A 23,220-nucleotide genomic window follows, 5' to 3' on the forward strand; every position below is an offset into this window, starting at 1 on the left:
TCAGGTAAATGCCAGTGGGGGTTGTGTGACGCCAGCCTTTTCCTGCTCGATTATGATTTCGACATGCGGAACCATGATGCGGGCCACCTCGCGCATGACCGGCACCACTACACTATTCCCGAACTGGCGGTAAGCCTGCGTGTCGCTAACAGGAATACGGAAAGTGTCCGGGAATCCCATGAGGCGGGCACATTCGCGCGGAGTCAGGCGGCGGGGGCGCTTGCGACTTCCCTGCGAGACAAGGATTTCGGACCCGTCCTTGTAATAACGGGCTGATAGAGTTCGGGCCACGCTATCAGGAGTAACCAGCCCGAAGCCGAAACCATTGCCAGCAGCGCGATGTTTTTCCGCATAGGCCTGGAGATAGGCCCACAATTTTGGTGTCAGGGTGTATTTAGGCTGAACAGTCTGCCTGTCGTGGTCGAAAAACTGGTTACCATCCCAAGGCAATATAGGCTCAGATCCATCTGTCCGGTGTAGAATCGAGGAAAGACGCGGCCCTTCAGATGGCAGTTGCAGGTCGTCCCATGAAAAACTGGTTTTTTCACGGAAGCCAGCAATAATAATCCGCTCCCGGTGCTGCGGAGTGAACCGCTGCCCGTCAATAATTCGGTAATGCACGTCATAACCAAGCTCGTCGCGCAGGGTTTGGAGGATGACACGGAACGTGTTTCCCCGGTCATGCGAAAGCAGGTTTTTGACGTTTTCCAGCAGAAACATCTTCGGACGCTTTATGGCGATGATACGCGCCACATCGAAAAACAAGGTTCCTTGTGTTGTGCATTCAAAGCCGTGAGGGCGTCCAAGCGAGTTTTTCTTGGAAACCCCGGCGATAGAAAAGGGCTGGCAGGGGAAACCGGCCAACAGAACATCGTGATCAGGCACGTCCTCCGCTGGAAAAGGCACGATGTCACCGACGAAAGAATGTCGGCCGCCAAAATTCTCGACGTAAGTTTTTTTTGAGAACTCGTTCCACTCACTGGTAAAGACGCACTCACCTCCGTGAGCCTCGAACCCCATACGGATGCCGCCAATCCCTGCAAACAGGTCAATGAAGCGGAATCGTCCGCCACCGGCTGGGTTGTGGGCGACATTTTGCAAGAGGTCACGAAGTATAGGCCCCAGCATGACGGGGCATGGGACCTCCTCTTTTTCCCAGCGTCTTACGGTCTTAGGCGTCTTGCCGATGCGTTCGGCTATCTCTCTCTGGGTGAACCAGTCGCGGGCCTGCTTGAGAAGTTCCAGAGGTTGAACGTGCGTCATGTCTCGTCCTTGAAGGGGAATCTTGGGGGACATTATGACCCATGATTGACCCATTATCCAGGTTTTATTCAGAGGCATGTTCCTGCTGTTGCTCAATCTCATCCTGTGCCGGTGCTGAATATGCCATATCGGTCCCTACCATGCTCTCATGATTTCTTGATCCATTTCTTGCCAAGGGCCGTGCCCGATTCATCCGGCCACCATGCCGCGCCGCATTTCTGGCAACGAAAATAGGGCTTGCCGGTTTTCGTGGAGAATGCGCCAGTCGGTTTTTTGCACTTTGGGCAGTCTGGGCCTTGTGCTCCCGGTTCTGGCTTTGGCTGGCTCTCAAACGGCTGGCCGGGCTGGCCGTCATCGCTTTCCCTGGTCAACCCGGCCTGTTTTCGCAAGCCCCGCCGTTCAGGGCGGGGAAGGATGGCCAAGTGTTCGACCACCCATTTCAAATGTAAAAATTCGTAAAAAATTATACACAAAACCCCGCTTTAACCCGCATTTCCACACCTCCCAAAACCCGTTTGCATTGGTTGGCATTCCGTCTATTTTTCCTCGCGCTTAAACGTTAAATAATTAGCTCCAACCGCTAGCTAAACTGGTTTAGCTAGCTGAATCAAACAAAGCACAAGGAGCCTTTGCGATTGCGATGAAAAAGACGGATTTGGCACGTGATTTTGACACTGAAATTCGGCACATGGTCCGCGCTCCCGGGTATGTGGGCGTTTATGTGGTGCGTGGGCGGCGCGCGCCGCGGTTGCTCGGCCATAAGGGCTACTTCACCACAACCCGCGCTGGCCACATCTGCCTAAAGTGGTCTAGCTATTATTACCATCAATCAACGATCCGGGTGGAGGTGGGCGAGGACTGGATTCGCCGCAACTATATGCCGGCCAGCGCCGCGCGGATTTTGGCGGTTAAGCGGGTATGGGACGACCCACTCAAGTAACGATCCAGGTTGGATTGCGCGCCAACCCTATAACTTTTTGCCCGCAGCCTGGATTAATATGACGCTCCGAGCGTCATATAAAATCCGATCATGACAGACAGGACACCTAAAAAAAAGCGCGGCCGTCCGCGCATTCATCCAGATGCCAGGTCGGCGCGGGCCGCTGCAAGCCGGGCATATCGTCTTCGGCAAAAACAAAAACGGCAGAAAAAAACAGCGGTATACCATCGCTCACAAAGTGACGACTGGTACACCCCGCCGGAGTTAACGCAGATGATCCTACGGGGCATTGGGCGCCGGGTATTCACCCTCGATCCTTGTGCCCCGGCTGACCCGGCGCACCGTGTTGTGCCCGCCGAATTCTACTATACGCAGGAGGACGACGGGCTGTCGCGGTCGTGGAAAGTCGATGCCGCCATCCCCCCGCCGGTCGTATTCGTCAACCCGCCTTATTCCAGGATTTCCGCCTGGATCGACAAGTGCATCGACGAGTCGAGGAAGGGCGTTGTAATAGTTGCGCTGGTGCCCTCAAGGACGGGCACCCGCTGGTTTGAGCGTGCTGTCGAGCACGACGCGATCGTCGCGCCGATCCCCGGCAGGCTGCGCTTTCTGCGGGGTCAACTGGCCGGATCCCTGTCACCCGGCGACGCGGCCCCGTTCGACGCCGCGCTGCTGATCTGGAACCCTGAACTGCTCTGCCTAAGGGGCGCTGCCCCTCGCGTCGGTCAAGGATAAAGCTCCGCTTCGCTGCGCCGTGAGGTCGGGTCTCCCCAACCTTCCGCGCTCTCTTCGTTCGCTTGTGCAGGCCGGGTGATTCCCCTCCCGACCTCACGCCCTTGACCTTTGCTACCCCCGCGCTTCGCCAGCGTGGCAGGAGCCATGCGCGGCATGACTCCATGCCAGACGAAAACGGAGGCAAAGGCAATGAACCCAACCTTAAACAGACTAGACAGGATCGTGCATCAGGTCCTGCACGGCGACGACTGTAGACGGACTGGCGGGCCGATCCCCGGCCTGCCCAACACAGGAGAGACAATCATGTTCAGGCAGACGATTCTGACGATGGCGGTACTGGGCGGTGCAGTGATCTGCGGGACAGCGCAGGCGGGCCTGTTCAACCCCATGAATCCGGAGAACGACGGCAGCCGGCTTGGTTTCCAGCGCGGCAACATTCGAACCGATGGCGGATCACGCACCCAGATCAGTGGCGTCGAACTCGACGGCGGGCGAGTGTTCGCCGGCGGGTATGGTGTCTACGATTCGCATGTGAGCATCCTGCACGGCAGTTCCACCAGCCTGTTTTCGGGACGCTTCGAGGTAGGTGCGGGGTTCTCGCCTCTGCCACACCTGGCGGTCGCGCCGATCCTGGCGGGTCAGTACGATCTGTACGGCACGCAGGGCGTGGAATATCTCCTGCTACGGGGTGGTGTGGGGCTCAAGCTCATGATCGACGCCGGACCGGTCATCGTCACGCTGACCGGCATCGACGGCCATGTGGGCAAGGCTGCCGCGAGTCGCGGGCGAGCCATGGGCGGCCTATGGGATCGCGAAGCGGCGCGAATAGGTTTTCACCTGACCCCGTTCGTCGCCGTGTACGCGAAGTACAGCCGGGATCGCTTCGGTCTGAACGGCGCACGTATCACCAGCCCGGTCGCGACAGTCGGCATCCGCCTCGGCGGCTGATATCCAGGGCCCGGCATTGCCGGGCCTTTTTCTGCCCATCCGTCCCCAAACTGGACAATCCTGTCCACAAACGGGCCTCAATGATTCTAAATTGTTCACTTTTTGAACAATTTGTACCCCATATGTCCAGAAGATGGACAGACGTGTCCGCGAAACGGACATAAGCCGCGCACGGGGATCGCTCCGCTCGACCGCGCATACACACCGTCTCGCTGCGCGCTTCGCTGGCAGAACAGCGCTGAACTGTCGATCGGTCGGCATAGTCTAACTTATCTCTTCGATTACCGATTGACCCGCACTTACAATCAACCGATCCACTGCCGAATGCGGTACAACCCCCAATTGAACCGCTCCACCTAAAGCCCATCCGAAGGAGTGACTATGGACCCTCAACAGATAAAGTCACAAGTGTTAAATATCCACCACCACGACACGCTGACAGCCTGGGAAACTAAAGCCGCTTGGATTGAGCAGCGGCTAAAACACCCGAATTCCCCCGAGGAACGGCAACAGGCGGAAAAAGAATTGGAAGCGCTACAGGCGAAAGTTCAGCAAGTGATTGACCTCCTAAATAGGCTTGGGTCGGACTAATCCACCGTATCACCCACTAACCCAAAATACCGCTCGAAGAAGGTGCCCAGCTTCTCGAGCACTGCCTGCTTCTTACGACCGTGGCCGTTGTCCTTCGAGAAACGTGACACCGGCGGCAAAACCTTGGTGATGGTCGTACCGGTGGTGGGGATGGCGCCATCGCGGAAGGCGTTGTCGATGAAGGCGCGGGCTTCCTCGGCGTCCAAGTTCTCGTCCTGGATGATCCGCTCCAGTTCCTCGGCCTTTTTGGCCACCACAAAATCCTGCCACTGGGTATCCACCTCGCACTTGTTGGACACGGTATCCACGAACTGCTCGATGAGGTCCTTCTTGTTGCGCAAGCTCGGGCTGGCATCGACGGCGCGCTCGATATTGGCGCGGATTTCCTTGTCCTTGCCCGTACCCTTCTTCTTCAGATACTGCTCCACCAACATCAGAATGTAATCGACGTTAATCTCGACCTGCTTGATCAGCTCGATTTCAAACACCACGTCGTCGTTGATGCTTTCCTTCTCGACCTCCGAGGCATTGCGGAACTCGGCGTAAAGGTTCAGATAGAGGCTCTGGTAATCCTGGAAATCGCGCTGGCTGAGAATCTCATTGCCGGCAAAGTCATCGAAAGCGGTGAGGATGTTCTTCAGCCGCAGGATGGCACCGAACAGCTTGATGAATGACTTTTTCGCCGCTTCGCCGATTATTGGGGTGTCCAGCGGGTACAGCGCCTGCAGCTCGGCAACCTTGCCCTGGTACTCGGCGTAATACTCGGCATAGGGCTTGAGCAGCACGATGCCCTTGGCGTCCTTGTTGCCGAACAGGGCCAGGGCATCGTTGGTGGCCTGCTCCAGATTGCGGAAGGAGACGATATTGCCGTAAGTCTTGACCGAATTGAGGATGCGGTTGGTGCGCGAATAGGCCTGGATCAGGCCGTGGGCCTTCAGGTTCTTGTCCACCCACAGGGTATTGAGGGTGGTGGCATCGAAGCCGGTGAGGAACATGTTGACCACGATCACCAGGTCCAGCTCGCGGGTCTTCAGGCGCTGGGACAGATCCTTGTAGTAGTTCTGGAACTTGTCGGCGGAGGTATCGAATGAGGTAGAGAACAGGGCGTTGTAGTCCTGGATCGCAGCCTCCAGAAAATCGCGCGCGCTCTGGTCCAGCCCATCGGTTTCGAATGCCTCTTCGCCCAGCAGGCCGTCGGGATCGTCCTCGTTGGCGGCGAAGCTGTAGATCAGGCCGACCTTCAGCCGTTGCGCAGCCGGCAGCTCGGCCTGCTGCGCCTTGAACTCACTGTAGTAGCGTCGGGCGGCATCGATACTGGCGGTAGCGAACAGCGAATTGAACCCGGCTAGCCGCCTGTCGTGCATTTTGTAGGAAGCCGAATGCTTGGTCTTCTGGTCGAAATGCTCGCGGATGTAGCGGACGATCTGGCCGATGCGTTCCGGCGCCAGCAGCGCCCGCTCGGTGTCGATGGCGGGCACCTGTTTGTCCTTGATGTGATCGGCGGTCTTGATGGTATTGATGTAGTCGATGCGAAACGGCAACACGTTCCTGTCGTTGATAGCATCGACGATGGTGTAGGTGTGCAGCTTGTCGCCAAAGGCCTGCGCGGTGGTGCGGCGCAACGGGTTGCCGCCGCTGCCAGCGTTTTCCGCAAAGATCGGCGTGCCGGTGAAGCCGAACAGGTGATAGCGTTTGAACACCCGGGTGATCTCGGCGTGCATCTCGCCGAACTGGCTGCGGTGGCACTCGTCGAAGATCACCACCACGTGCGCGTCATACACCGGGTGCTTCCGGTTGTTGGCCACGAAGCGGCTGAGCTTCTGGATGGTGGTGATGATGATGCGGGCGTTGGGGTCTTCCAGCTGCTTTTGCAGCACGGCGGTGGAGGTGTTGGAGTTGGCCGCGCCCTTCTCGAAGCGCTCGTACTCGCGCATGGTCTGATAGTCCAGATCCTTGCGGTCCACCACGAACAGCACCTTGTCGATCTCCGGCAGGCCGCGCGCCAGTTGTGCGGCCTTGAAGCTGGTCAGGGTCTTACCGCTGCCGGTGGTGTGCCAGATATAACCGCCCGCCGCCACGCTGCCGAGCTGCCGATGATTGGTGCTGGTGGCGATGCGTTGCAGGATCTGCTCGGCGGCGACGATCTGATAGGGCCGCATCACCAGCAGCTTCCTGTCCACATCGAACACGCAGTAGCGGGTAAGAATGTTCAGCATCGTGTGTTTAGCAAAGAAGGTCTTGGTGAAGCCGTCCAACTCGGTAATGGGCCGGTTTTTGGCATCGGCCCACCAGATGGTGAAGGCGAAGCTGTTGGAAGTCTTGTTCCTGCCGCATTTGCCGCGCTGCTCGGCCAGGTGGCCGTTGCGCACCGTGTTGCTGTAGTACTTGGTCAGTGTGCCGTTGCTGATCACGAACAACTGCACATATTCGAACAGGCCGCTGCCCGCCCAGAAGCTGTCGCGCTGGTAGCGGTTGATCTGGTTGAAAGCCTCGCGGATGTCCACGCCCCGGCGCTTGAGCTCCACATGCACCATGGGCAGGCCGTTGACCAGGATGGTCACATCGAAACGAGTGGCGCGCCTGCCTTCGGCCTCGTACTGATTGATCACCTGCAAGCGGTTGTTGTGGATGTGCTGCTTGTCGATCAGGTAAACGTTCTTGACCGTGCCGTCATCACGCCTGAGCAACTGCACGTGGTCTTCCTGGATGCGCGCGGTCTTTTCGACGATACCGTCATTGGCGCCCGCAATGCAGGTGCTGAAAAAGCGCTGCCACTCGGCATCGGAAAACGCGATCCTGTTCAGCGCCGCCAGCTGCGCGCGCAGGTTGGCGATCAGATCCGCCTCCGAGGTGATAGGGAGATACGCATAAGCCTGCTTCTGCAACTGGGCGATGAAGTCGCGCTCCAGCGCCGCCTCGCTCTGATAGTCCGACTCGCGCACCCTGGGCTCAGGCACGAACTCGGCCACCACCGTGCTCTCGTCGGAGAGCGCGATGGGTTCATAGCGGTGGGGCTTGAGGTCTTCGCTCATGGGGTAGGCTTCATGGCCCCGAGTCCTGGCGCGGTGCGTCCTTGCCGACGCTCACCGGCTTGCCGTCCTGCCAGATCACCGCGTATTGACCCAACCTCCGTTTTCTCTCCAGCGCATTGCGCACCGCCTGGCGCAGTAGTTCCAGTTGTCGCTGTGCTTCCGGTGACGGTGTGGACTTTTTAGCTGTATTCATCGTTTGGCCTCATCAAGCAGCAGTTGATAGTAATCATCATGGATCACAACACGGTTGCCGCCATACTGTTCGAAAACCAGCTGTGGACTTTCCCCATCATTCATGAAGCAGGTGCAGGCATCCACATGGTGACTGAAGTCATCCAGCAAACGACGCAGGCTACGCGGAAAGCGCCGCACGATATCTACTACCGGAATATCGTGGCCACCGTGGGCGACCCGTTCGGCCACGCGCTGCTTCGACATCTCGGCACTGGGCAGGGCCAGGTAGATCAGCACCACCCGCCAACCATCGGCGCGCAGGCGTTCGGTCAGACGCAAGTAGCTTCGTCCAGCCAGGGTGGTCTCAAACGCGAAATCCTCGCGCGAGCCAATACACTGCTCAATCTCGCGCAGGAAGATGCGGCTAGCCGTCAGCAGCTCGCGCTCCGGTGCCAACGGCGACAGCCCGGCAGCGATCAGGTCGGCATTGATGAAACGGACACAAGCGGCCACCTGCGGCAGGTGTTCCAACGCGAAGGTAGTTTTACCCGCGCCATTGGGGCCGGCGATGATCCAGCAAGTTGGCATCAGGCGACCTCCTTGAAGGTGAGCAGGCGGTCACGGTAGTGCTCGTATTGCTTGCGCCGCGCGGCAATTTCCGCCGGCAGGCCGCTGGAGAGGTCGTTCACCAGCGCGTCGAACTTGTCGAGGATGGCGACGATGCGGGCTTGTTCTTCGAGGGGTGGGATGGGAACCTGGAGATTCTCCATTTCAGATTTCCGGATGGATGGAACCGCGCCGGAATCGTGTGCGAGCTTGGTGAGATCAACCGTCTGCATCCAGAAGAAGAGGAAACGCGGATTGAGTTGGTCGCCCGGAATCAGACCCATTACGTTGTTGTCGTAGGCCGATGGCATTGAAAGCATGCGCTTCTTGTTTGTTGCAACTGCAGCGCCAATCTTCGGAAAGATGACAGTCCTCGCAGGCGCAGGCGTGACACCGAGCTTCCTCACCGTGGCTTTGTCAATGAAATTCTTGGCAGAGGTCATCAAGGTTTCATTACCTGCAAGATTCATATCACTGACTTTGTAGAACGGGTATACGCCTTCGGCCTGACCTTGATACGCATTCGGGAAACCCCACCCGCTGCGAACTTCTGCAACTTCAGCCATCGCCATCCACCTTATTCTTGCTTGCTTGCTTGCTTGCTTGCTTGCTTGCTTGCTTGCTTGCGTCGGCGCCTGAGCGTTCGCCGAACGTCAAGAGCGTGTCGCGGTAGTACTGGTACTGCCGCCGACGCGCCTCCAGCTCCGCCTCCAGCTCCGCCTCCAGCTCGGTGAAGGTGTCCAGCACCTTCACGATCTCGCGCTGGATTTCGAGGGGGGGAACGGGGATGCGAAACTTCTTCACCACGTTGTCGGGAATGGCGGGATAGCTCGCGCCGCGTTCGTTGGCTTCGACGTAGGCGTAGAAATCATCGGTTCCGAGCAGATGGAACAGGAAGTTGGTGAGTACGATGTTGTTGTCAGGCCGGAGGACGCAAAAACCTGTGCTGCAAATCTGGCCGTCGTATTCGCGTGGGATGACGGCATACCGTTTCAGCATCGGGCGCGTGGTTCCAAAAATCACATCGCCTTCGCGGACAATTTGCTGGGCACGGCTCGGTGCGTTCTCGCTGGTAATGACGGACGTTTCAATGATCGCGTGCGTCGCTCGGTCAACCGAGGTCAGGTCAATGTATTGATATTCGGTATCGCCTTGATCCGTCCATCGAATATTCGCAGGCCGCGAGACGAAGCTTTCAATGGCCTTAAACTCCACCCCCTCCGGACAAAGCTCAGCAATCAACTCATCAATCCGGCTCATCTTCCTTCGCGTCTTCGCGCCTTCGCGTGAGGCCGCACTCATGCCCCGCCCTCCAGATCCGCCACGATGGCATCGATGGCCGTGCGCAGTTCCGCCTGCCTTGAGACGATCCTTGCAATCTCGGCATTGAGTGCCTTGATGTCCACCGCCTCGCGGGTGTCTTCCTGCTCCACATAGCTGGACACGGCGATGTTGTAGCCGTTCTCCGCAATGGCGCCGTTCTCCACCAGCCGGGCGAAGTGGTCGCTGTCCTTGCGCACGGTGTAGGCATCGAGAATCTTCTGCTGGTGCGCCTCGGTGAGCTTGTTCTTGTTGCCGCTGCGGGTGAATTCGCTTGATGCGTCGATGAACAGGGTGGCGTTATCAAATTTGGATTTCTTCAGCACGATGATGCAGGTGGCGATGGTGGTGCCGAAGAACAGGTCGGGCGGCAACTGGATCACCGCGTCCACGTAGTTGTTGTCAATCAAGTATTTTCTGATCTTGGCTTCCGCGCCACCTCGGTAGAGCACGCCGGGGAACTCGACGATGGCGGCGGTGCCGTTGACGGCCAGCCAGCTCAGGATGTGCATCGTGAACGCCAGATCGGCCTTGCTCTTGGGCGCCAGCACGCCGGCCGGGGCAAAGCGCGGGTCGTTGATCAACAGCGGGTTGGCGTCGCCGTCCCATTTGATCGAATAGGGCGGATTGGAGACGATGGCCTCGAAGGGCTCGTCGTCCCAGTGCTTCGGGTCGATGAGGGTGTCGCCGTGGGCGATGTCGAACATCTCGTAGTTGATGTCGTGCAGGAACATGTTGATGCGGCACAGGTTGTAGGTGGTGAGGTTCACCTCCTGGCCGAAGAAACCCTGGCGCACCTTGTCCGGCCCCAGCACCTTGGCGAATTTCAGCAGCAGCGAACCGGAGCCGCAGGCCGGGTCGTAGACCTTGTTGACCTCGCTCTTGCCGACCACGGTGAGGCGCGCGAGCAGTTCGCTGACCTCCTGCGGGGTGTAGAACTCGCCGCCGGACTTGCCGGCGGTGGAGGCGTACATCTGCATCAGGTATTCGTAGGCGTCGCCGAACAGGTCGATGGTGTTGCGTGAAAAACTGCCGTTGGACAGCGGCAGGTCGCCGATGGCGTCGAGCAGCTTGACCAGCTTTTCATTGCGTTTGGCGACAGTGGGGCCGAGCTTGCCGGAGTTGACGTCCAGATCGTCAAACAGGCCCTTGATGTCGTTTTCGCTGTCGGCGCCGACGGCGGAGCCTTCAATGTTGGCAAAGATGCGCGCGAGGGTCTCGTTGAGGTTGGCGTCCTGGCGGGCCCGCTGGCGCACATTGGCGAACAGCTCCGAGGGCAGGATGTAGAAGCCCTTTTCCGTCACCGTCTCGGCGCGGCCGAATTCGGCGTCCGGGTCGCTCAAGCGTGCGTAGTCGAAATCGGCATTGCCGGCGCGGCGCTCCTGCTCGTTGAGGTAGCTGGTCAGGTTCTCGGAGATGAAGCGGTAGAACAACATGCCGAGCACGTAGCTCTTGAAGTCCCAGCCGTCCACGCTGCCGCGCAGGTCGTTGGCGATGCGCCAGATGGTCTTGTGCAGCTCGGCACGTTCGGTCTCTTTGCTGTTGTTCGTCATGCGGTCTTTCTGCCAGTCGATTGTGTGCTGTTATTGGTCATGGCTGCGGGTTCGGTTGTGCGGCTATCGCACCCTGCCAGCCAGCAGAGAGTGTACGCAAAGTGGACACACAGCGAATCAACCCAGCTTATCCACCAGATCCTCGGCCCGCAGGTGCGTGTACCGCCGAAGCATCTGCATGGACTTGTGGCCGCTGATCGCCGCCACTTCCTGATCTGATAGCCCGCGCTCCACCAGGCGAGAAACCGCCTCGTGTCGCAGGTCGTGAAAGCGCAGGCCCACTATGCCGGCCCGCGCGAGCGCAAAGCGCCATACCCTGTTGATCGTGTACGGCCGGCGGGTGCCGTCCTTACGTGGGTCTCCGGGGAACACAAGGCTCGTGCCCCGGCGCAGCGGTGACGCCAGCGCCTCGCGCAGTACATCGACGGCGGCGCGAGACAGTGGCACGGTGCGGGCACTGCCGTTCTTGGTCTCGGTCAGCCTCACCACGCGGCGGTCAAGATCCACCTGGTCGGCAGTGAGGCTCAGTATCTCCCCCTGCCGCATCCCCGTGTAAAGCGCCAGGCGTACTATCCAGCCAAGCATCGGGTTGGAGTGTGCATCGACAGCCGCCAGCAGCCGCGCTTCCTCGTCACCGGTCAGTCGGCGGTTACGGCCCTCGCCGGGGCTGGGTCGCCGGATCATCTGCACAGGATTCAGCGTGAGCCCAAGCCCCCATTCCTTAATAGCCACGGCGTACAGATGCCCGAGAAGCGCAAGCTCAAGCCGCACGCTGCTGGCGCTCATGGGGCGCCCGGTCTTCTTGCTGACCGCCGCCAGGCGTCTGTCGCGGTACTCTGCGACGATATCGGGGGTGATGGCGGCGAGCGAGTACTTACCGAGCGCGGTTCGAAGCGGTACAGCTAGATCCGTTTCGCGGCTTGCTGTGGATGCCTTCTTTGTTGGCGTCACTTCCAGGCGGTAGCGATCAAGCGCCCTGTCTAGCGTCAGCCGTTCTCCGTGCGCGCGCGGTATGTACACGCCCCGCACCATCGCGCTTTCTGTCTCGCGCGCCCAGTCCTGAGCATCCCGCTTCAGGCGGAACGTCTTGATCGTGGTCGGCCAGCCCTGCCTGCGGATCATGGCCTTCCAGGTCCCGCTTTTCGTCCGGGTGATCGTCGCCACGACACACTCCGTTACGGTCAAAGTGTACCGAAATTGTACCGTGCGACCTTCTGACTTTCTAGTGATTACGCTAAGTCTTTGTTTTAATTGGTGGGCCGTGTTGGGCTCGAACCAACGACCATCGGATTAAAAGTCCGGTGCTCTACCAACTGAGCTAACGGCCCGAATGGGCTGCGCAGTATAACGCGTTGAGGCCGTACCCGGAATCCCGGGTACGGCCTCATTGGCTTTGCAGACTAGACAGCTTCGAGCTTGCGCAGCTTGCTAGGTACCAGATGGAAATCGGCCAGCGACGCCACCAGGGCGCTGAAGAAGCTAGCCTCACCTTCGTAGACCAGTCGGTAATACTCGATCTTCATGGTCAGCGCGCTGCCGAAGATGATGGAGATCAGCGTCATATAGGAGCCAAGGGCCAGGGTCGACACACCCGTCACGCCTTGGCCAATGGTGCAACCCATGCCCAGCACGCCGCCCACGCCCATCAGAAAGCCGCCAACGATGTGACGCACGAAGTCGCTGATCGAGGAAAACCACTCAAGGCGCAGCTTGCGGGTGAACAGCGCGTACAGAAACGAACCGATGACCACGCCCAGGGCAACCATCATGCCGAAGGTCACCAGCTTGGACTTGAATCCGGCCGTCAGGAAGTACATCACCTGACCGCTCGGCGAAACGAAGGTGAATGATTGCGCACCCGGCGCGGCTGGAGGCGTATCCATGAAGTCGATGTCGCTCAGCCAGTGCTGACCCACCGGGCCGGCCGTGAGCCACCACCCGCCCACCACGATCAATCCGACCACCAGACCGCCGATCACGTTGTCGAAGCTGCCGCGGAAATCCGTGGAACGCAGCGCCCAAACGATAAGCGCGAGGCTCAGCAGTACACCGACGACATAGCCGGCGACGTCCTGGGCATGGATGCCGAAGAGAGCGGCGATGATGCTGCCGATACCCTGGTTGCTCGCGCCGAAGCTGCTCACGTCGACGAAGGCCGGCGTCATCCATTTGAGGAAGACGTGATAACCGAAATTGGTGTACATCATCAGGTAGGCGCCAACCCCCATCATCGCGAACACGAACAGCGATTTGATGTTGCCTGCACCGATGCGCACCATGGTCTTGTTACCGCAGCCACTGCCCAGGGTCATGCCGACGCCGAACAGAAATCCGCCGACCAGATAGCGCGGCCAGGCCAGTGAGCTGGTCAGATAGGGCGGGAACGAGGTGCTGTTGTTGGCCACCATCGACATCTTGGCAAGCCCGGTCCACTGCAGTATCAGCACGCCGGTGATGGCGACCGCAATCGCGAACATCCAAGCTCGGATGCGCCCCGTGTCTCCCATGTTGACCCAGTCAGAAACTGCACCCATGGTGCAGAAATTGGTCTTATTGACCACGGCCCCCATGACCACCGCCAGCCCGAGCCCCCCGATTAAGACCTGTTGTGTCGTTGTCAGATCCATAAGCCGTCCCTCTGCAAATAATTTCTCATTGTAGTCGTCGCGGGCACAGCCAGCCCCACCACGACTGTCGCGCAAGCTAGATGCGCCGCCGAGAGGTTTTATTCCGCGCTGGGAGTGGGATCAGCGGAGGTAACGGGTTGGATCGGCGACGCCGGCATCCTCGAAACCGGCAGCGCGCAGGCGACAGGCGTCGCATCGGCCGCAGGCGCGACCGTCGGCATCCGGCTGGTAGCACGAAACGGTCTGCGCATAATCCACGCCCAGAGCTGTTCCCCGCCGGATGATTTCGCCCTTGGTATCGTCGATGAGGGGGGCGTGGATATGAAAGCGCTCGCCTTCCACGCCGGCTTTCGTCGCCACATTGGCCAACTGCTCGAAGGCCTGCACGAAGGCAGGACGACAGTCCGGGTATCCTGAATAGTCCACGGCGTTGACGCCGACGAAGATATCGCGAGCCTCCAGCACCTCGGCCCAGCCCAGGGCCACGGAAAGAAACACCGTGTTGCGTGCCGGCACATAGGTTATCGGGATGCCTTCCGTGGGCGATTCCGGAACATCGATGGCCGTATCGGTGAGTGCAGAACCGCCGATTGCGCCAAGATCGAGTTTGATGACGCGGTGCTCGAGCGCGCCGCCTGTTGTCGCCACCCGCTTTGCAGCGACAAGCTCGGCAACGTGTCTTTGTCCGTAATCGAAGCTCAGTGCGTAACAGGCGAAGCCGGCAGCGCGCGCAATCGCCAGCACAGTGGCGGAGTCCAGACCACCGGACAATAGAATCACTGCCTTGTTCATCGCCCCTGTTCCTCTCCCCAAAGGTATTTGTGCAGCTGTATCTGGAACCGCACGGGCAGCCGGTCTTCCAGTATCCATTCCGCCAGCGCTTGCGGCTCCAGTCGGCCATGGACTGGTGAGAACAGGATCTCGCAACGCTCGGCCAACCCGTGTTCCGACATCATCTCACGCGACCATATGTAGTCGTTGCGACTGGCGATCACGAACTTGATCTGGTCCTGCGGGCCGATGGAGGCCAGATTTTCCAGACGATTTCTGTCCGCCTCGCCCGAGTCCGGGCATTTGAGGTCCATCACCTTGACCACACGCGGGTCGACGGCGGAAACGTCCAGCGCACCGCTGGTTTCCAGGGAGACGGCCAGCCCAGCGTCAGAGAGAGATGCAAGCAGCGGCAGGACCGCACGCTGCGCCAGTGGCTCGCCACCGGTCACGGTGACATGGCGTACCCCGTACGCCTCGACTTTGGCCAGCACCTCGTCCACGGGCATCGCCAGGCCGCCCGAAAATGCGTAGGCGGTATCGCAGTAGTGGCAACGTAGAGGACACCCGGTCAGGCGAACGAATACCGTCGGTCTTCCGACGTCGCGCGCCTCTCCCTGGAGGGAGAGGAAGATTTCGGTGATCCGCAGCTGCAACGCCGTCCGCGGAGCTTGCGCAACTGCCGATTTTGGCTGGCTAATGACCTTCACGCTGCATGCGTTTCAGGCGATCTGCGGCCAGACGGGCGGCGCTGGTGCCTGGGTAGTTGTTCATGACGTTCTGCAAGGTCTTGCGCGCGGCGGGCCACTGTTTGAGCTCATATTGGCTGTAACCAATCTTGAGCATGGAGGCGGCCACCTTGTTGCTCTGAGGATACTGATCCACCACCTTGCGGAACTGGGCCAGGGCCTGGTTGAAGTGCTGCTCCACGTACAGCGCCTCGCCCATCCAATATTCCGCATTGGGAACATAGGGGCTCTGCGGGTAGTTCTTGACGAAGGACTTAAAGGCGTCGACGGCCTCATGGTAATGGCTGTTCTTCAGCAGATTGAAGGCCTGCTGGTAGGCGTCGAAACCGTTGCCCCCGGCGGATCCTGTTGGCGACGGCGTGGAAGTTGCCGCAGCTGCTACCTGTGCCGTCGAAGCAGCCGGCATGGAGGTTCCCATAGCCGGCGCATTGGCCGTACCGGCACCGACCGGATGCACGGCGGTACCGCCCGAAACCGCAGCTTCCAATGCCTGCAGCCGCTGATCGGTATTCATGTAGAGCTCTCGCTGGCGCTTGCGCAGATCGTCCAGCTCGTGTTGAAGCTCCTGATTCTGACCGCGCAGATCGCGGATCTGCTGTTGCAGATTTGTGACCTGCTGATACAACTGGATGACCGCCTGGCTATCATCCGCGTGCGCGGATACGGTGGGGACGGCGAGCGCCGCCCCCAGCAGTACCGCGGTGATCCGATGACCTGAACGCATAGAAACCTATTCCGTCGCAGCAGTGGTTATTGACCGGACATACCCGATTGGGAATTCATGGTCGTCGACGACCCGCTCGTCGGGGCTGGCATCGTCGCAGGCTGCCCCGGGTAGACCAGATTCACCCGGCGATTCTGCTGCCAGCAGGCTTCGTTCTGCTGCATGCAGACCGGATTGTCCTCGCCATAGCTGATGATGTCGAGCTGGCTGGCCTTGACGCCCTGCAACTCGAGCAGTTTGGCCACTGCCTGGGCTCGCCGCTGGCCGAGCGCCATGTTGTACGTATGCGAACCACGGTCGTCGGTATTGCCTTCGAGCTTGATGGTCGTATTCGGATGCGCCGAAAGATACTTCGCATGAGCGCTGATGATGGTCAGATATTGCGGCGCGATGGCACTGCTGTTGAACGCAAAATAGATCGTCCGCTTGTACAGTGGGCTGGCCGGATTGTTCAGCTGGCTTGCGCTCATGGCGCCCTGCCCCTGCAACGCATTAGCCTGTCCCTGTCCGCTGCCACTACCCATGGCGGAACTTCCCGTCGCGCCCATGCCGGCATTCGCACCCGGCTTGACCGTCTGCGTCGTCGGTGCGCATGCCGCCAGCGTGAATGCCAGCCCGGCCACAGCCATGACTCCAGTAAACCTGTTCATGTTCCTTGCTCCTTAGGTAAGCCCGAAAATGAAACGCTCAAAATGTCGCTCTCGCCCTATTCGTTCAGCTGCCAAACGGCGACCAGGCCGGCTGGCTGACGTATTCGGGACCGCTCAGGCGCTGGCGCACGCGTCCATCGACGCTGACCACGCCGAGCACCTTCTTGCCGTTGTAAATCGTGCTGTAGATGATCATCGCCCCGTTAGGCGAAAAGCTCGGGGCATCGTCCAGGGGACCGCGCGTCAACACCTGCATCTGCCCGGTACCCAGGTCCATGATTGCGATCTGGAAGGCGCCCCCCGCCTCATGCACGAAGGCGACCTTCTTGCCGTTGGGAGACACGCTGGCACCGGCATTGTAGTGCCCGTCGTAAGTCAGGCGTTGTGCCGGCCCACCGCCGATCGTCTTGACGTAGATCTGCGGCGACCCGCCCCGGTCCGAGGTGAACACGATGGATTTCCCGTCCGGCATCCAGGCCGCTCCCGTGTTGATCGAGGCGTCGTGGGTCACCTGGGTCAATTGGTGCGTGGCGAGGTCCATGACGAATATCTCGGCATGCCCGTTATGCGTGAGCGTCATCGCCAGCTGAGTGCCGTCGGGCGAGAACGCAGGTGCGCTGTTGAGTCCCGGCTGATCCGAGATCAGCTCGCGCTTGGCCGTGGACAGGTTCTGCAGATACAGCTCGGGCCGCCCCGAGGCGAAGGATTCGTAGGCAATGTACTTGCCGTCCGGCGACCATGCGGGCGACGAAAGCGGCTTGGGCGAAGAGTACACGACCTGTGCGTTATGCCCATCGTAATCCGCCACCATGATCCGGTAGCGCGCGATACGACCGTTTTCCACCTTGGTGCTGACATAGGCGATGTGCGTGTTGAAGGCACCGCGCTGACCGGTCAACTGCTGATAGATCAGATCGCTGATCCGATGGGCGGCCTGGCGCAACTGGCCGATCTTGGCCTGAAAACGATAGCCCAACAGCTGCTGGTTCTGCAGGGTGTCGAAAAGCTGGAAATGCACGCTGTACTGACCTCCGCCGAGCGACTCCAGTCCCCCGATCACCACGTCCCCGACCCCCATCTTGCTCCACGCCGTGTTATCGATCTGGCTGGGCTGGGTTGGCTGCTGCGGCATCTTGTCCGGCGGCACGGGGGCGAACAGCCCGCTGCGCGCCAGGTCATCGGCGACAATGTGGCCGATACGTTGCGGCGGCGGCCCCTTGTCGGTCCAGGCGAAGGGGACTACGCCGATCGGCGTCGCGCCAACCGCACCCTGGGTAATGGTGATGTTGAGCGCCGCGTGAGCAGGCACCCAGGCTATACCGACAATCAGACACAGGACCGCCGCAATTCGTCGCATGAACATCCTCATCCCTGGGGCTTGAAATCGAATATCAAGGTACGTTGAAAAACACTTGGATTAGGTGCCAAGGGCAATGGTTCCGAACGTCTGACCGCGACCTCGACCGAGTGTTTGAACAGTTCGTCGCCGGTGCAATCGGATATTTGCAGGCTGAGAATATACCCCGCCGGGTCCTGCTGAACCATGACACGACAGCTTTGCCCCGGCTGGTAACCCGGTGGGATCACCCAATTGCTCTGCACCAGAGCCTTGATTGCAGCCAGCCATGAATTCTGCAGCTTCTGATTTCGCGCTGCAGTAATCGCCATTTGCTGTTTTTTCAAGGCCGCCGCCTCGGCAGCGATCTGCTCCTGCAGGCGCCGCTTGGCGGCCGCCTCTTCGGCCGCCTTGCGCTTCGCTTCGGCCTCCGCCTTGGCCTTGGCCTTGGCGGCTGCTTCGGCACGTTGTTTCGCTTCGGCTTCCGCCTTGGCCTTGGCTGCCGCCTCGGCGTGCTGCTTCGCTTCGGCCGCTGCCTTGGCCTTGGCTGCCGCCTCGGCGCGCTGCTTCGCCTCGGCCGCTGCCTTGGCCTTGGCTGCCGCCTCGGCGCGCTGTTTCGCCTCGGCCGCCGCCTTGGCCTTGGCTGCCGCTTCGGCGCGCTGCTTCGCTTCTGCCGCTGCCTTGGCCTTGGCCGCTGCTTCGGCGCGCTGTTTCGCTTCTGCCGCCGCCTTGGCCTTGGCTGCCGCTTCGGCGCGCTGCTTCGCTTCTGCCGCTGCCTTGGCCTTGGCCGCTGCTTCGGCGCGCTGTTTCGCTTCGGCCGCCGCCTTGGCCTTGGCTGCCGCTTCGGCGGCAACGTTCTTCGGCGGCGGCACCAGAGCCGCTTGAATCGGTGCGCCTGACGAGGCAGGCGTGATTGTGTGATCGAAGCTCAGGCCGATACCGAACAGAACCAACACGATCACGTTCAGCAATATCGCGGCCAACAAGGCCCAAGGATGCTCTCTCAGCTCACGCCACATGCTCAGGGTCGCGTCTTGGCTGCCGGGGGTTCGGTGACGAGCCCCACCTTGTCCGCCCCTGCCTGCTGCAGGATACCCATCGCCTCGACCACACGGCCGTAGCTCACATGGCTATCGCCGCGCACGTAAACCTGGATCTTGGGGTGTTTGCGCAATACCTCGGTCGCAATGTGCCGCAAGGCGGCAGCATCCAGCGGCTGGGCCGGATTGGCCCCCTGACTCACGAAAAAAGCCCCGGAAGCATTCACCGTGACCGTCAACGGCACCTGCGATGCCTGACTGGAAACCGGTTTGGACGGTACCCGCGGCAGGTCGACCTTGACGCCTTGTTTGAGCAGCGGCGCGGTCACCAGGAAGATCACCAGCAGGACCAGCATCACGTCAATGTAAGGCACGACATTGATCTGGGCCATGGGCTTGCGGCGACGGTAGCGGCGAGACATATCGGAATCCGTTCGAGTGGCTTCTCAGCTCATCACCAGCTGGCGCTGCAGGAGCGCCAGAAATTCATCCTGGAAATTGTCATAGCGCGTCATCAGACGCTCCAATTCATCGGCGAAGCGGTTGTAGGCCACGACTGCCGGAATTGCTGCGAACAGGCCCATCGCCGTGGCGATCAAGGCCTCTGCAATCCCCGGAGCTACCATTGCCAGCGAGGCCTGCTGCACGTCGCCCAGCGCCATGAAGGCATGCATGATCCCCCACACGGTGCCGAACAGACCCACGTACGGGCTGACCGAACCGACCGTGGCAAGAAACGTCAGCCAGCGGCCCAGTTCGTCCTCCTCGCGCGAAGAGGCGACGCGCATGGAACGTTGCGCGGCGTCGATCACGAAACTCGGCACGGTCTCCTGATTAGGGCGCTGCAGGCGTAGATATTCACGGAACCCGGCCGCAAAAATACCTTCCATGCCACCCATTCCGCCTCGCTGCGTCTGCGCACGAATGGACTCGTAAAGCTGCGACAAGTTCGCCCCGGACCAAAAACGGTCCTCGAAACTGCCGGCCAGGCGGCGGGCACGCTTGAGCATGCGCCACTTCACGAAGATCATCGCCCACGACAATATAGAGGCGATCATCAGCAACAACAGCACCAGTTGCGCCAGCAGGCTGGAATTGATGACCAATTCATAGAAAGTGGGATCAACTGACACGAACGACAGCCTCCAGTAATTTTTCCGGAAATGCGGCGGGACGAAACGAGTCCGCATCGAGACAGGCGAGCCTGGCGTTGCCTCGGGCAAGCACGTTGACATCGCCGTCGTCTAAACGACGGACCTCGTGCTCAACGACGAGGCTCACTGCACGCACACTGGATACGGCAGCAGTGATTTCGAGAGCGTCATTGAAGCGGGCAGGCCTGAGATAGTCGACCGAAACCGAGCGTACGGCGAAAACCACACCGGGATCGCGCATCAACTCGTCCTGCTCGAAGCCAAGGCTTCGCAACCATTCGGTACGCGCCCTTTCCATGAACCTGAGGTAATTTGCGTAGTACACGACTCCGGCCGTATCCGTGTCTTCGTAATAGACGCGTACAGGCCAGGAAAACACTTCCATGATTCGCTCCCGTAGCGCTGCGCATGTGACCGTGCGGCAGGCAACAAGGCGTGTATTCTGTCAAATCCGCTGGGTTTTGGCAGTCTTTTTTTATCCTGCCCGATGTCGGCCCGAGACGCCAGACAGGGTGGAGCGAAATTAAATAGCCGGCGACGACCTCACAACAACCCGAGGGAGAATGTGTTGTGATGTCGCCGCCGGAAGGAGCGACAACGGAGCCCGCCGGCATGGGGCGGCGGGCAAAAACTCACCCCTCAGGAAGCAGGGGATACTGGCGCGGCTGGCATGTGCGTGCCGGATTCAGGCATGCTCGCTGACGGCGCCGAAGGCATCGACGTACTACTGGCTGGTGCCGCCGCGGTGGGCGCCGAACCGTTTTGTCCGGAAGTTGCCGGCGTGGTGGACTCTTTCTTGCCGCAACCAGCCAACAGACCGGCGCCAAGCACGATGGCCACTGCAGCGAACTTCAGGCGTCTGTTACTCATATGCATCCTCTATCTGTTTAAACACTGACCAGGCGTCGGGCACAGCAGACTTCGATGCAATCCCTAGCCCTCGTTACACAAATAGCAATTCAAACTGCGTGCCAGTTTTTTTTATTATTAAAATTCAATGGATTATAAAGGCATGCGCGCCGAACACGCTCGTCGTAGCGTTTATTCCGTCTGCATACGGCGACACTTCAGGCAGCGATTAACCTAAGAGATTGAAATATCGAGGAATCGGACTGTCGCCTCACGGCGACAGTCTCAGGCGCGCTTAAACAATGCCGGATCGATATGGTGTCTATTCAATAACTTATAGAATTCGGTGCGGTTACGCTTCGCCAACTTGGCCGCAGCGGTGACGTTGCCGTCGGTCAGCGTGAGGATGCGAGTGATGTACTCGCGTTCGGCCTGCTCCCGCGTTTCGACCAGGGAGGGCATCTCTGCTGGGCCCTCGTTGAGAGCCTTTTCCACCTGGCTCGCCGGGATCAGCGGCGTGGTGGTCAGCGCGATGGTGCGCTCCACGACGTTATGCAGTTGCCGTACGTTACCGGGCCAGTCGTAGGCCACCAGTCGTGCCATGGCATCGGGCGAAAAACCCTTCACCTCCTGCGGCGCGCGGTTGGCCGCCGCCGCCAGGAAATGCGCCGCGAGCAGAGGGATGTCTTCGCGGCGCTCGGCCAGGCTGGGCAGACTCAGCGTCACCACGTTCAGGCGGTAATACAGATCCTCGCGGAAGCGTCCTTCGCGCACGGCCGCGTCGAGGTCGCGATGCGTCGCCGACACCACGCGCACGTCGACCGGGATCGTGGCCACGGCACCGACCGGGCGCACCGCCCGCTCCTGCAGGGCGCGCAACAGCTTGGCTTGCGCCGACAACGGCATGTCGCCGATCTCGTCCAGAAACAGGGTGCCTCCGCGCGCCGCCTGGAACAGGCCCGGGTGGTCGCTCGCCGCGCCGGTGAAGGCACCCTTGCGATGGCCGAACAGCTCGGATTCGATCAGATTCTCGGGTATCGCGCTGCAATTCACGGCCACGAAGGGTTCGCGTTGCCGGCGGCTGGCGCGATGAATCGCATGCGCCAGCAGTTCCTTGCCGGTGCCGCTTTCGCCCCGGATCAGAATGCTCGCATCGGCACGCGCGGCTAGCTTGGCTTCCGCCAGGACCGCCTGCATCTCGGGACTTCGCGTGATGATGCCAGCGCTCCAGGTTTCCGTTTCGCTCTCTTCGGGAAAGCCGCCGCCAAGCTGGACGGCAGCATCTATCTGGGTCTGCAGCTCGCGATGATTGAAAGGTTTGGTGAGAAAGCCGAAGACACCGCGACGCGTGGCGGCAACCGCATCCGGGATATTGCCGTGCGCAGTCAGAATGATGACCGGGAGGCCGGTGTAGGCCCGCGCTATGGCATCGAACAGCGCCATCCCGTCCATCCCCTCCATGCGCAGGTCGGTGATGACCACCTGCGGCCGGAATACCGGCAGCTTGGACAAGGCCTCGGCACCACTTTGCGCGATCTCGACGTCGTAGCCTCCTACATTCAATCGCAACGAGAGGACGTGCAACAAATCCGGTTCGTCGTCGACCAGCAGCACGCGTGGCTTAGTTGAGGTTTTGTAATTCACGGTCCTTCACCTGATTAAGCTGCGTTTCGATCTGGGTCAACGCCTTGAGTTTTGCGCGCAACTGCGTCGCATCCTGCCGCGCCTTGGCCAATACCTGATCGGACGCCTGCCGCTGTTGCGCGATCGCGGCGAGCACACCTGCCAGTCCGTGATATGGCGAATTCCGGTTGGCGGCCACTGGCTGCAGCACGCTCTCCATCTGTTCCGGTGAAATGCAATCCGGCATCACCGCAGCCATCACCCCCAGCACCACCCTTGCGTAATCTCCGGAATCCGCGTCCAAATGCGTCTTCGACTGGGTACACAACATCGTTTGACGGTCCGGAGGCATGACTGCCGCCTCGCCAGCGTAATTGAGCAGCGCCTTGATACCCGCCGATGGCGCCGGCAGAGGCGGAGGCGGCGACACGTGCTTGGCGGCCGGCGGGGCAGCGGGTGGCGCAACCGCACCTTGCTGTAAAAACGCGGGCAGTTTTGCACAACCGGATAGCGCCAGCACGCCAGCCAACCCCAA

General features: G+C 60.2%; 26 protein-coding genes and 1 tRNA gene. 5 read left to right on the plus strand and 22 right to left on the minus strand.

Features of this window, described 5'->3' with window-relative positions; all coding sequences use genetic code 11:
* Positions 1-1,263: a DNA (cytosine-5-)-methyltransferase gene (dcm, locus tag BJI67_RS12940; protein ID WP_070073368.1), complete on the minus strand. Its 1,263-nt coding sequence runs from the start codon at positions 1,261-1,263 to the stop codon at positions 1-3.
* Positions 1,264-1,409: 146 nt separating this feature from the next.
* The gene (locus BJI67_RS17545; RefSeq protein ID WP_156782145.1) at positions 1,410-1,685 is read right to left on the minus strand and encodes a hypothetical protein; all 276 of its coding nucleotides are present in this window, start codon (positions 1,683-1,685) and stop codon (positions 1,410-1,412) included.
* 218 nt (positions 1,686-1,903) lie between these two features.
* Between BJI67_RS17545 and BJI67_RS12945 the strand changes: the two genes are divergently transcribed.
* The 4 genes from BJI67_RS12945 to BJI67_RS12960 all read left to right on the plus strand — a co-directional run bounded on the left by BJI67_RS12945 (position 1,904) and on the right by BJI67_RS12960 (position 4,477).
* Entirely contained in the window at positions 1,904-2,203 is a 300-nt protein-coding gene (locus BJI67_RS12945) for a hypothetical protein (RefSeq protein WP_070073369.1), read from the plus strand.
* A 90-nt stretch (positions 2,204-2,293) separates the two neighbouring features.
* Positions 2,294-2,938, plus strand: a complete 645-nt coding sequence (locus tag BJI67_RS12950) for a DNA N-6-adenine-methyltransferase (protein ID WP_083250872.1) — start codon at positions 2,294-2,296, stop codon at positions 2,936-2,938.
* A 303-nt stretch (positions 2,939-3,241) separates the two neighbouring features.
* Positions 3,242-3,886: a hypothetical protein gene (locus tag BJI67_RS12955; protein WP_070073371.1), complete on the plus strand. Its 645-nt coding sequence runs from the start codon at positions 3,242-3,244 to the stop codon at positions 3,884-3,886.
* 381 nt (positions 3,887-4,267) lie between these two features.
* On the plus strand, positions 4,268-4,477 hold the full coding sequence (locus tag BJI67_RS12960; protein ID WP_070073372.1) for a hypothetical protein: 210 nt from the start codon (positions 4,268-4,270) through the stop codon (positions 4,475-4,477).
* Here BJI67_RS12960 and BJI67_RS12965 read toward each other — a convergent pair.
* The 18 genes from BJI67_RS12965 to ybgC all read right to left on the minus strand — a co-directional run bounded on the left by BJI67_RS12965 (position 4,474) and on the right by ybgC (position 20,598).
* Entirely contained in the window at positions 4,474-7,509 is a 3,036-nt protein-coding gene (locus BJI67_RS12965; protein WP_070073373.1) for a type I restriction endonuclease subunit R, read from the minus strand. The genes BJI67_RS12960 and BJI67_RS12965 overlap by 4 nt on opposite strands.
* A gap of 10 nt (positions 7,510-7,519) precedes the next feature.
* Positions 7,520-7,702: a hypothetical protein gene (locus BJI67_RS17030; RefSeq protein WP_083250873.1), complete on the minus strand. Its 183-nt coding sequence runs from the start codon at positions 7,700-7,702 to the stop codon at positions 7,520-7,522.
* Positions 7,699-8,271 (minus strand): AAA family ATPase, encoded by a 573-nt coding sequence (locus BJI67_RS12970; protein WP_070073374.1) that lies wholly within the window; start codon positions 8,269-8,271, stop codon positions 7,699-7,701. Before BJI67_RS12970 ends, BJI67_RS17030 begins: the two co-directional genes overlap by 4 nt.
* Positions 8,271-8,855, minus strand: coding sequence for a restriction endonuclease subunit S (locus BJI67_RS12975; protein WP_197513107.1), 585 nt, complete (start codon positions 8,853-8,855; stop codon positions 8,271-8,273). Before BJI67_RS12975 ends, BJI67_RS12970 begins: the two co-directional genes overlap by 1 nt.
* Positions 8,848-9,591 carry a restriction endonuclease subunit S gene (locus BJI67_RS12980; RefSeq protein WP_197513109.1) on the minus strand — a complete coding sequence of 248 codons (744 nt, stop codon included), beginning with the start codon at positions 9,589-9,591 and terminating at the stop codon, positions 8,848-8,850. Before BJI67_RS12980 ends, BJI67_RS12975 begins: the two co-directional genes overlap by 8 nt.
* The gene (locus tag BJI67_RS12985; protein WP_070073376.1) at positions 9,588-11,162 is read right to left on the minus strand and encodes a type I restriction-modification system subunit M; all 1,575 of its coding nucleotides are present in this window, start codon (positions 11,160-11,162) and stop codon (positions 9,588-9,590) included. Before BJI67_RS12985 ends, BJI67_RS12980 begins: the two co-directional genes overlap by 4 nt.
* 117 nt (positions 11,163-11,279) lie before the next feature.
* Positions 11,280-12,326 carry a site-specific integrase gene (locus tag BJI67_RS12990; RefSeq protein WP_070073377.1) on the minus strand — a complete coding sequence of 349 codons (1,047 nt, stop codon included), beginning with the start codon at positions 12,324-12,326 and terminating at the stop codon, positions 11,280-11,282.
* Positions 12,327-12,414: 88 nt separating this feature from the next.
* Positions 12,415-12,490 (minus strand) — tRNA-Lys (locus tag BJI67_RS12995).
* Between the two features lie 72 nt (positions 12,491-12,562).
* Positions 12,563-13,789 (minus strand): YeeE/YedE family protein, encoded by a 1,227-nt coding sequence (locus tag BJI67_RS13000; RefSeq protein WP_070073378.1) that lies wholly within the window; start codon positions 13,787-13,789, stop codon positions 12,563-12,565.
* Positions 13,790-13,909: 120 nt separating this feature from the next.
* Positions 13,910-14,581, minus strand: a complete 672-nt coding sequence (gene queC, locus BJI67_RS13005) for a 7-cyano-7-deazaguanine synthase QueC (protein ID WP_070073379.1) — start codon at positions 14,579-14,581, stop codon at positions 13,910-13,912.
* On the minus strand, positions 14,578-15,216 hold the full coding sequence (gene queE, locus BJI67_RS13010) for a 7-carboxy-7-deazaguanine synthase QueE (RefSeq protein WP_070073380.1): 639 nt from the start codon (positions 15,214-15,216) through the stop codon (positions 14,578-14,580). The genes queC and queE overlap by 4 nt, the downstream gene beginning before the upstream one ends.
* A gap of 40 nt (positions 15,217-15,256) precedes the next feature.
* The gene (ybgF, locus tag BJI67_RS13015; protein ID WP_070073381.1) at positions 15,257-16,033 is read right to left on the minus strand and encodes a tol-pal system protein YbgF; all 777 of its coding nucleotides are present in this window, start codon (positions 16,031-16,033) and stop codon (positions 15,257-15,259) included.
* Positions 16,034-16,059: 26 nt separating this feature from the next.
* Positions 16,060-16,683, minus strand: coding sequence for a peptidoglycan-associated lipoprotein Pal (pal, locus tag BJI67_RS13020; RefSeq protein ID WP_083250874.1), 624 nt, complete (start codon positions 16,681-16,683; stop codon positions 16,060-16,062).
* Positions 16,684-16,747: 64 nt separating this feature from the next.
* Positions 16,748-18,040: a Tol-Pal system beta propeller repeat protein TolB gene (gene tolB, locus BJI67_RS13025; protein WP_197513111.1), complete on the minus strand. Its 1,293-nt coding sequence runs from the start codon at positions 18,038-18,040 to the stop codon at positions 16,748-16,750.
* A gap of 8 nt (positions 18,041-18,048) precedes the next feature.
* Positions 18,049-19,038 (minus strand): cell envelope integrity protein TolA, encoded by a 990-nt coding sequence (tolA, locus tag BJI67_RS13030; protein ID WP_156782146.1) that lies wholly within the window; start codon positions 19,036-19,038, stop codon positions 18,049-18,051.
* A gap of 2 nt (positions 19,039-19,040) precedes the next feature.
* The gene (gene tolR, locus BJI67_RS13035) at positions 19,041-19,481 is read right to left on the minus strand and encodes a protein TolR (protein ID WP_070073385.1); all 441 of its coding nucleotides are present in this window, start codon (positions 19,479-19,481) and stop codon (positions 19,041-19,043) included.
* Positions 19,482-19,505: 24 nt separating this feature from the next.
* Positions 19,506-20,192 (minus strand): protein TolQ, encoded by a 687-nt coding sequence (gene tolQ, locus BJI67_RS13040; RefSeq protein ID WP_070073386.1) that lies wholly within the window; start codon positions 20,190-20,192, stop codon positions 19,506-19,508.
* Positions 20,182-20,598, minus strand: coding sequence for a tol-pal system-associated acyl-CoA thioesterase (gene ybgC, locus BJI67_RS13045; protein ID WP_070073387.1), 417 nt, complete (start codon positions 20,596-20,598; stop codon positions 20,182-20,184). The genes tolQ and ybgC overlap by 11 nt, the downstream gene beginning before the upstream one ends.
* 306 nt (positions 20,599-20,904) lie before the next feature.
* Here ybgC and BJI67_RS13050 point away from each other — a divergent pair, with 306 nt between their 5' ends.
* Positions 20,905-21,111, plus strand: a complete 207-nt coding sequence (locus tag BJI67_RS13050; protein ID WP_070073388.1) for a hypothetical protein — start codon at positions 20,905-20,907, stop codon at positions 21,109-21,111.
* A 236-nt stretch (positions 21,112-21,347) separates the two neighbouring features.
* On the opposite strand, the gene BJI67_RS13055 is transcribed toward BJI67_RS13050, so the two are convergent.
* On the minus strand, positions 21,348-22,706 hold the full coding sequence (locus BJI67_RS13055; protein WP_070073389.1) for a sigma 54-interacting transcriptional regulator: 1,359 nt from the start codon (positions 22,704-22,706) through the stop codon (positions 21,348-21,350).
* Positions 22,684-23,214 carry a hypothetical protein gene (locus BJI67_RS13060; protein ID WP_156782147.1) on the minus strand — a complete coding sequence of 177 codons (531 nt, stop codon included), beginning with the start codon at positions 23,212-23,214 and terminating at the stop codon, positions 22,684-22,686. The genes BJI67_RS13055 and BJI67_RS13060 overlap by 23 nt, the downstream gene beginning before the upstream one ends.
* Positions 23,215-23,220 lie beyond the last annotated feature (6 nt).

The organism is Acidihalobacter aeolianus, assembly GCF_001753165.1.
GTDB lineage: Bacteria > Pseudomonadota > Gammaproteobacteria > DSM-5130 > Acidihalobacteraceae > Acidihalobacter > Acidihalobacter aeolianus.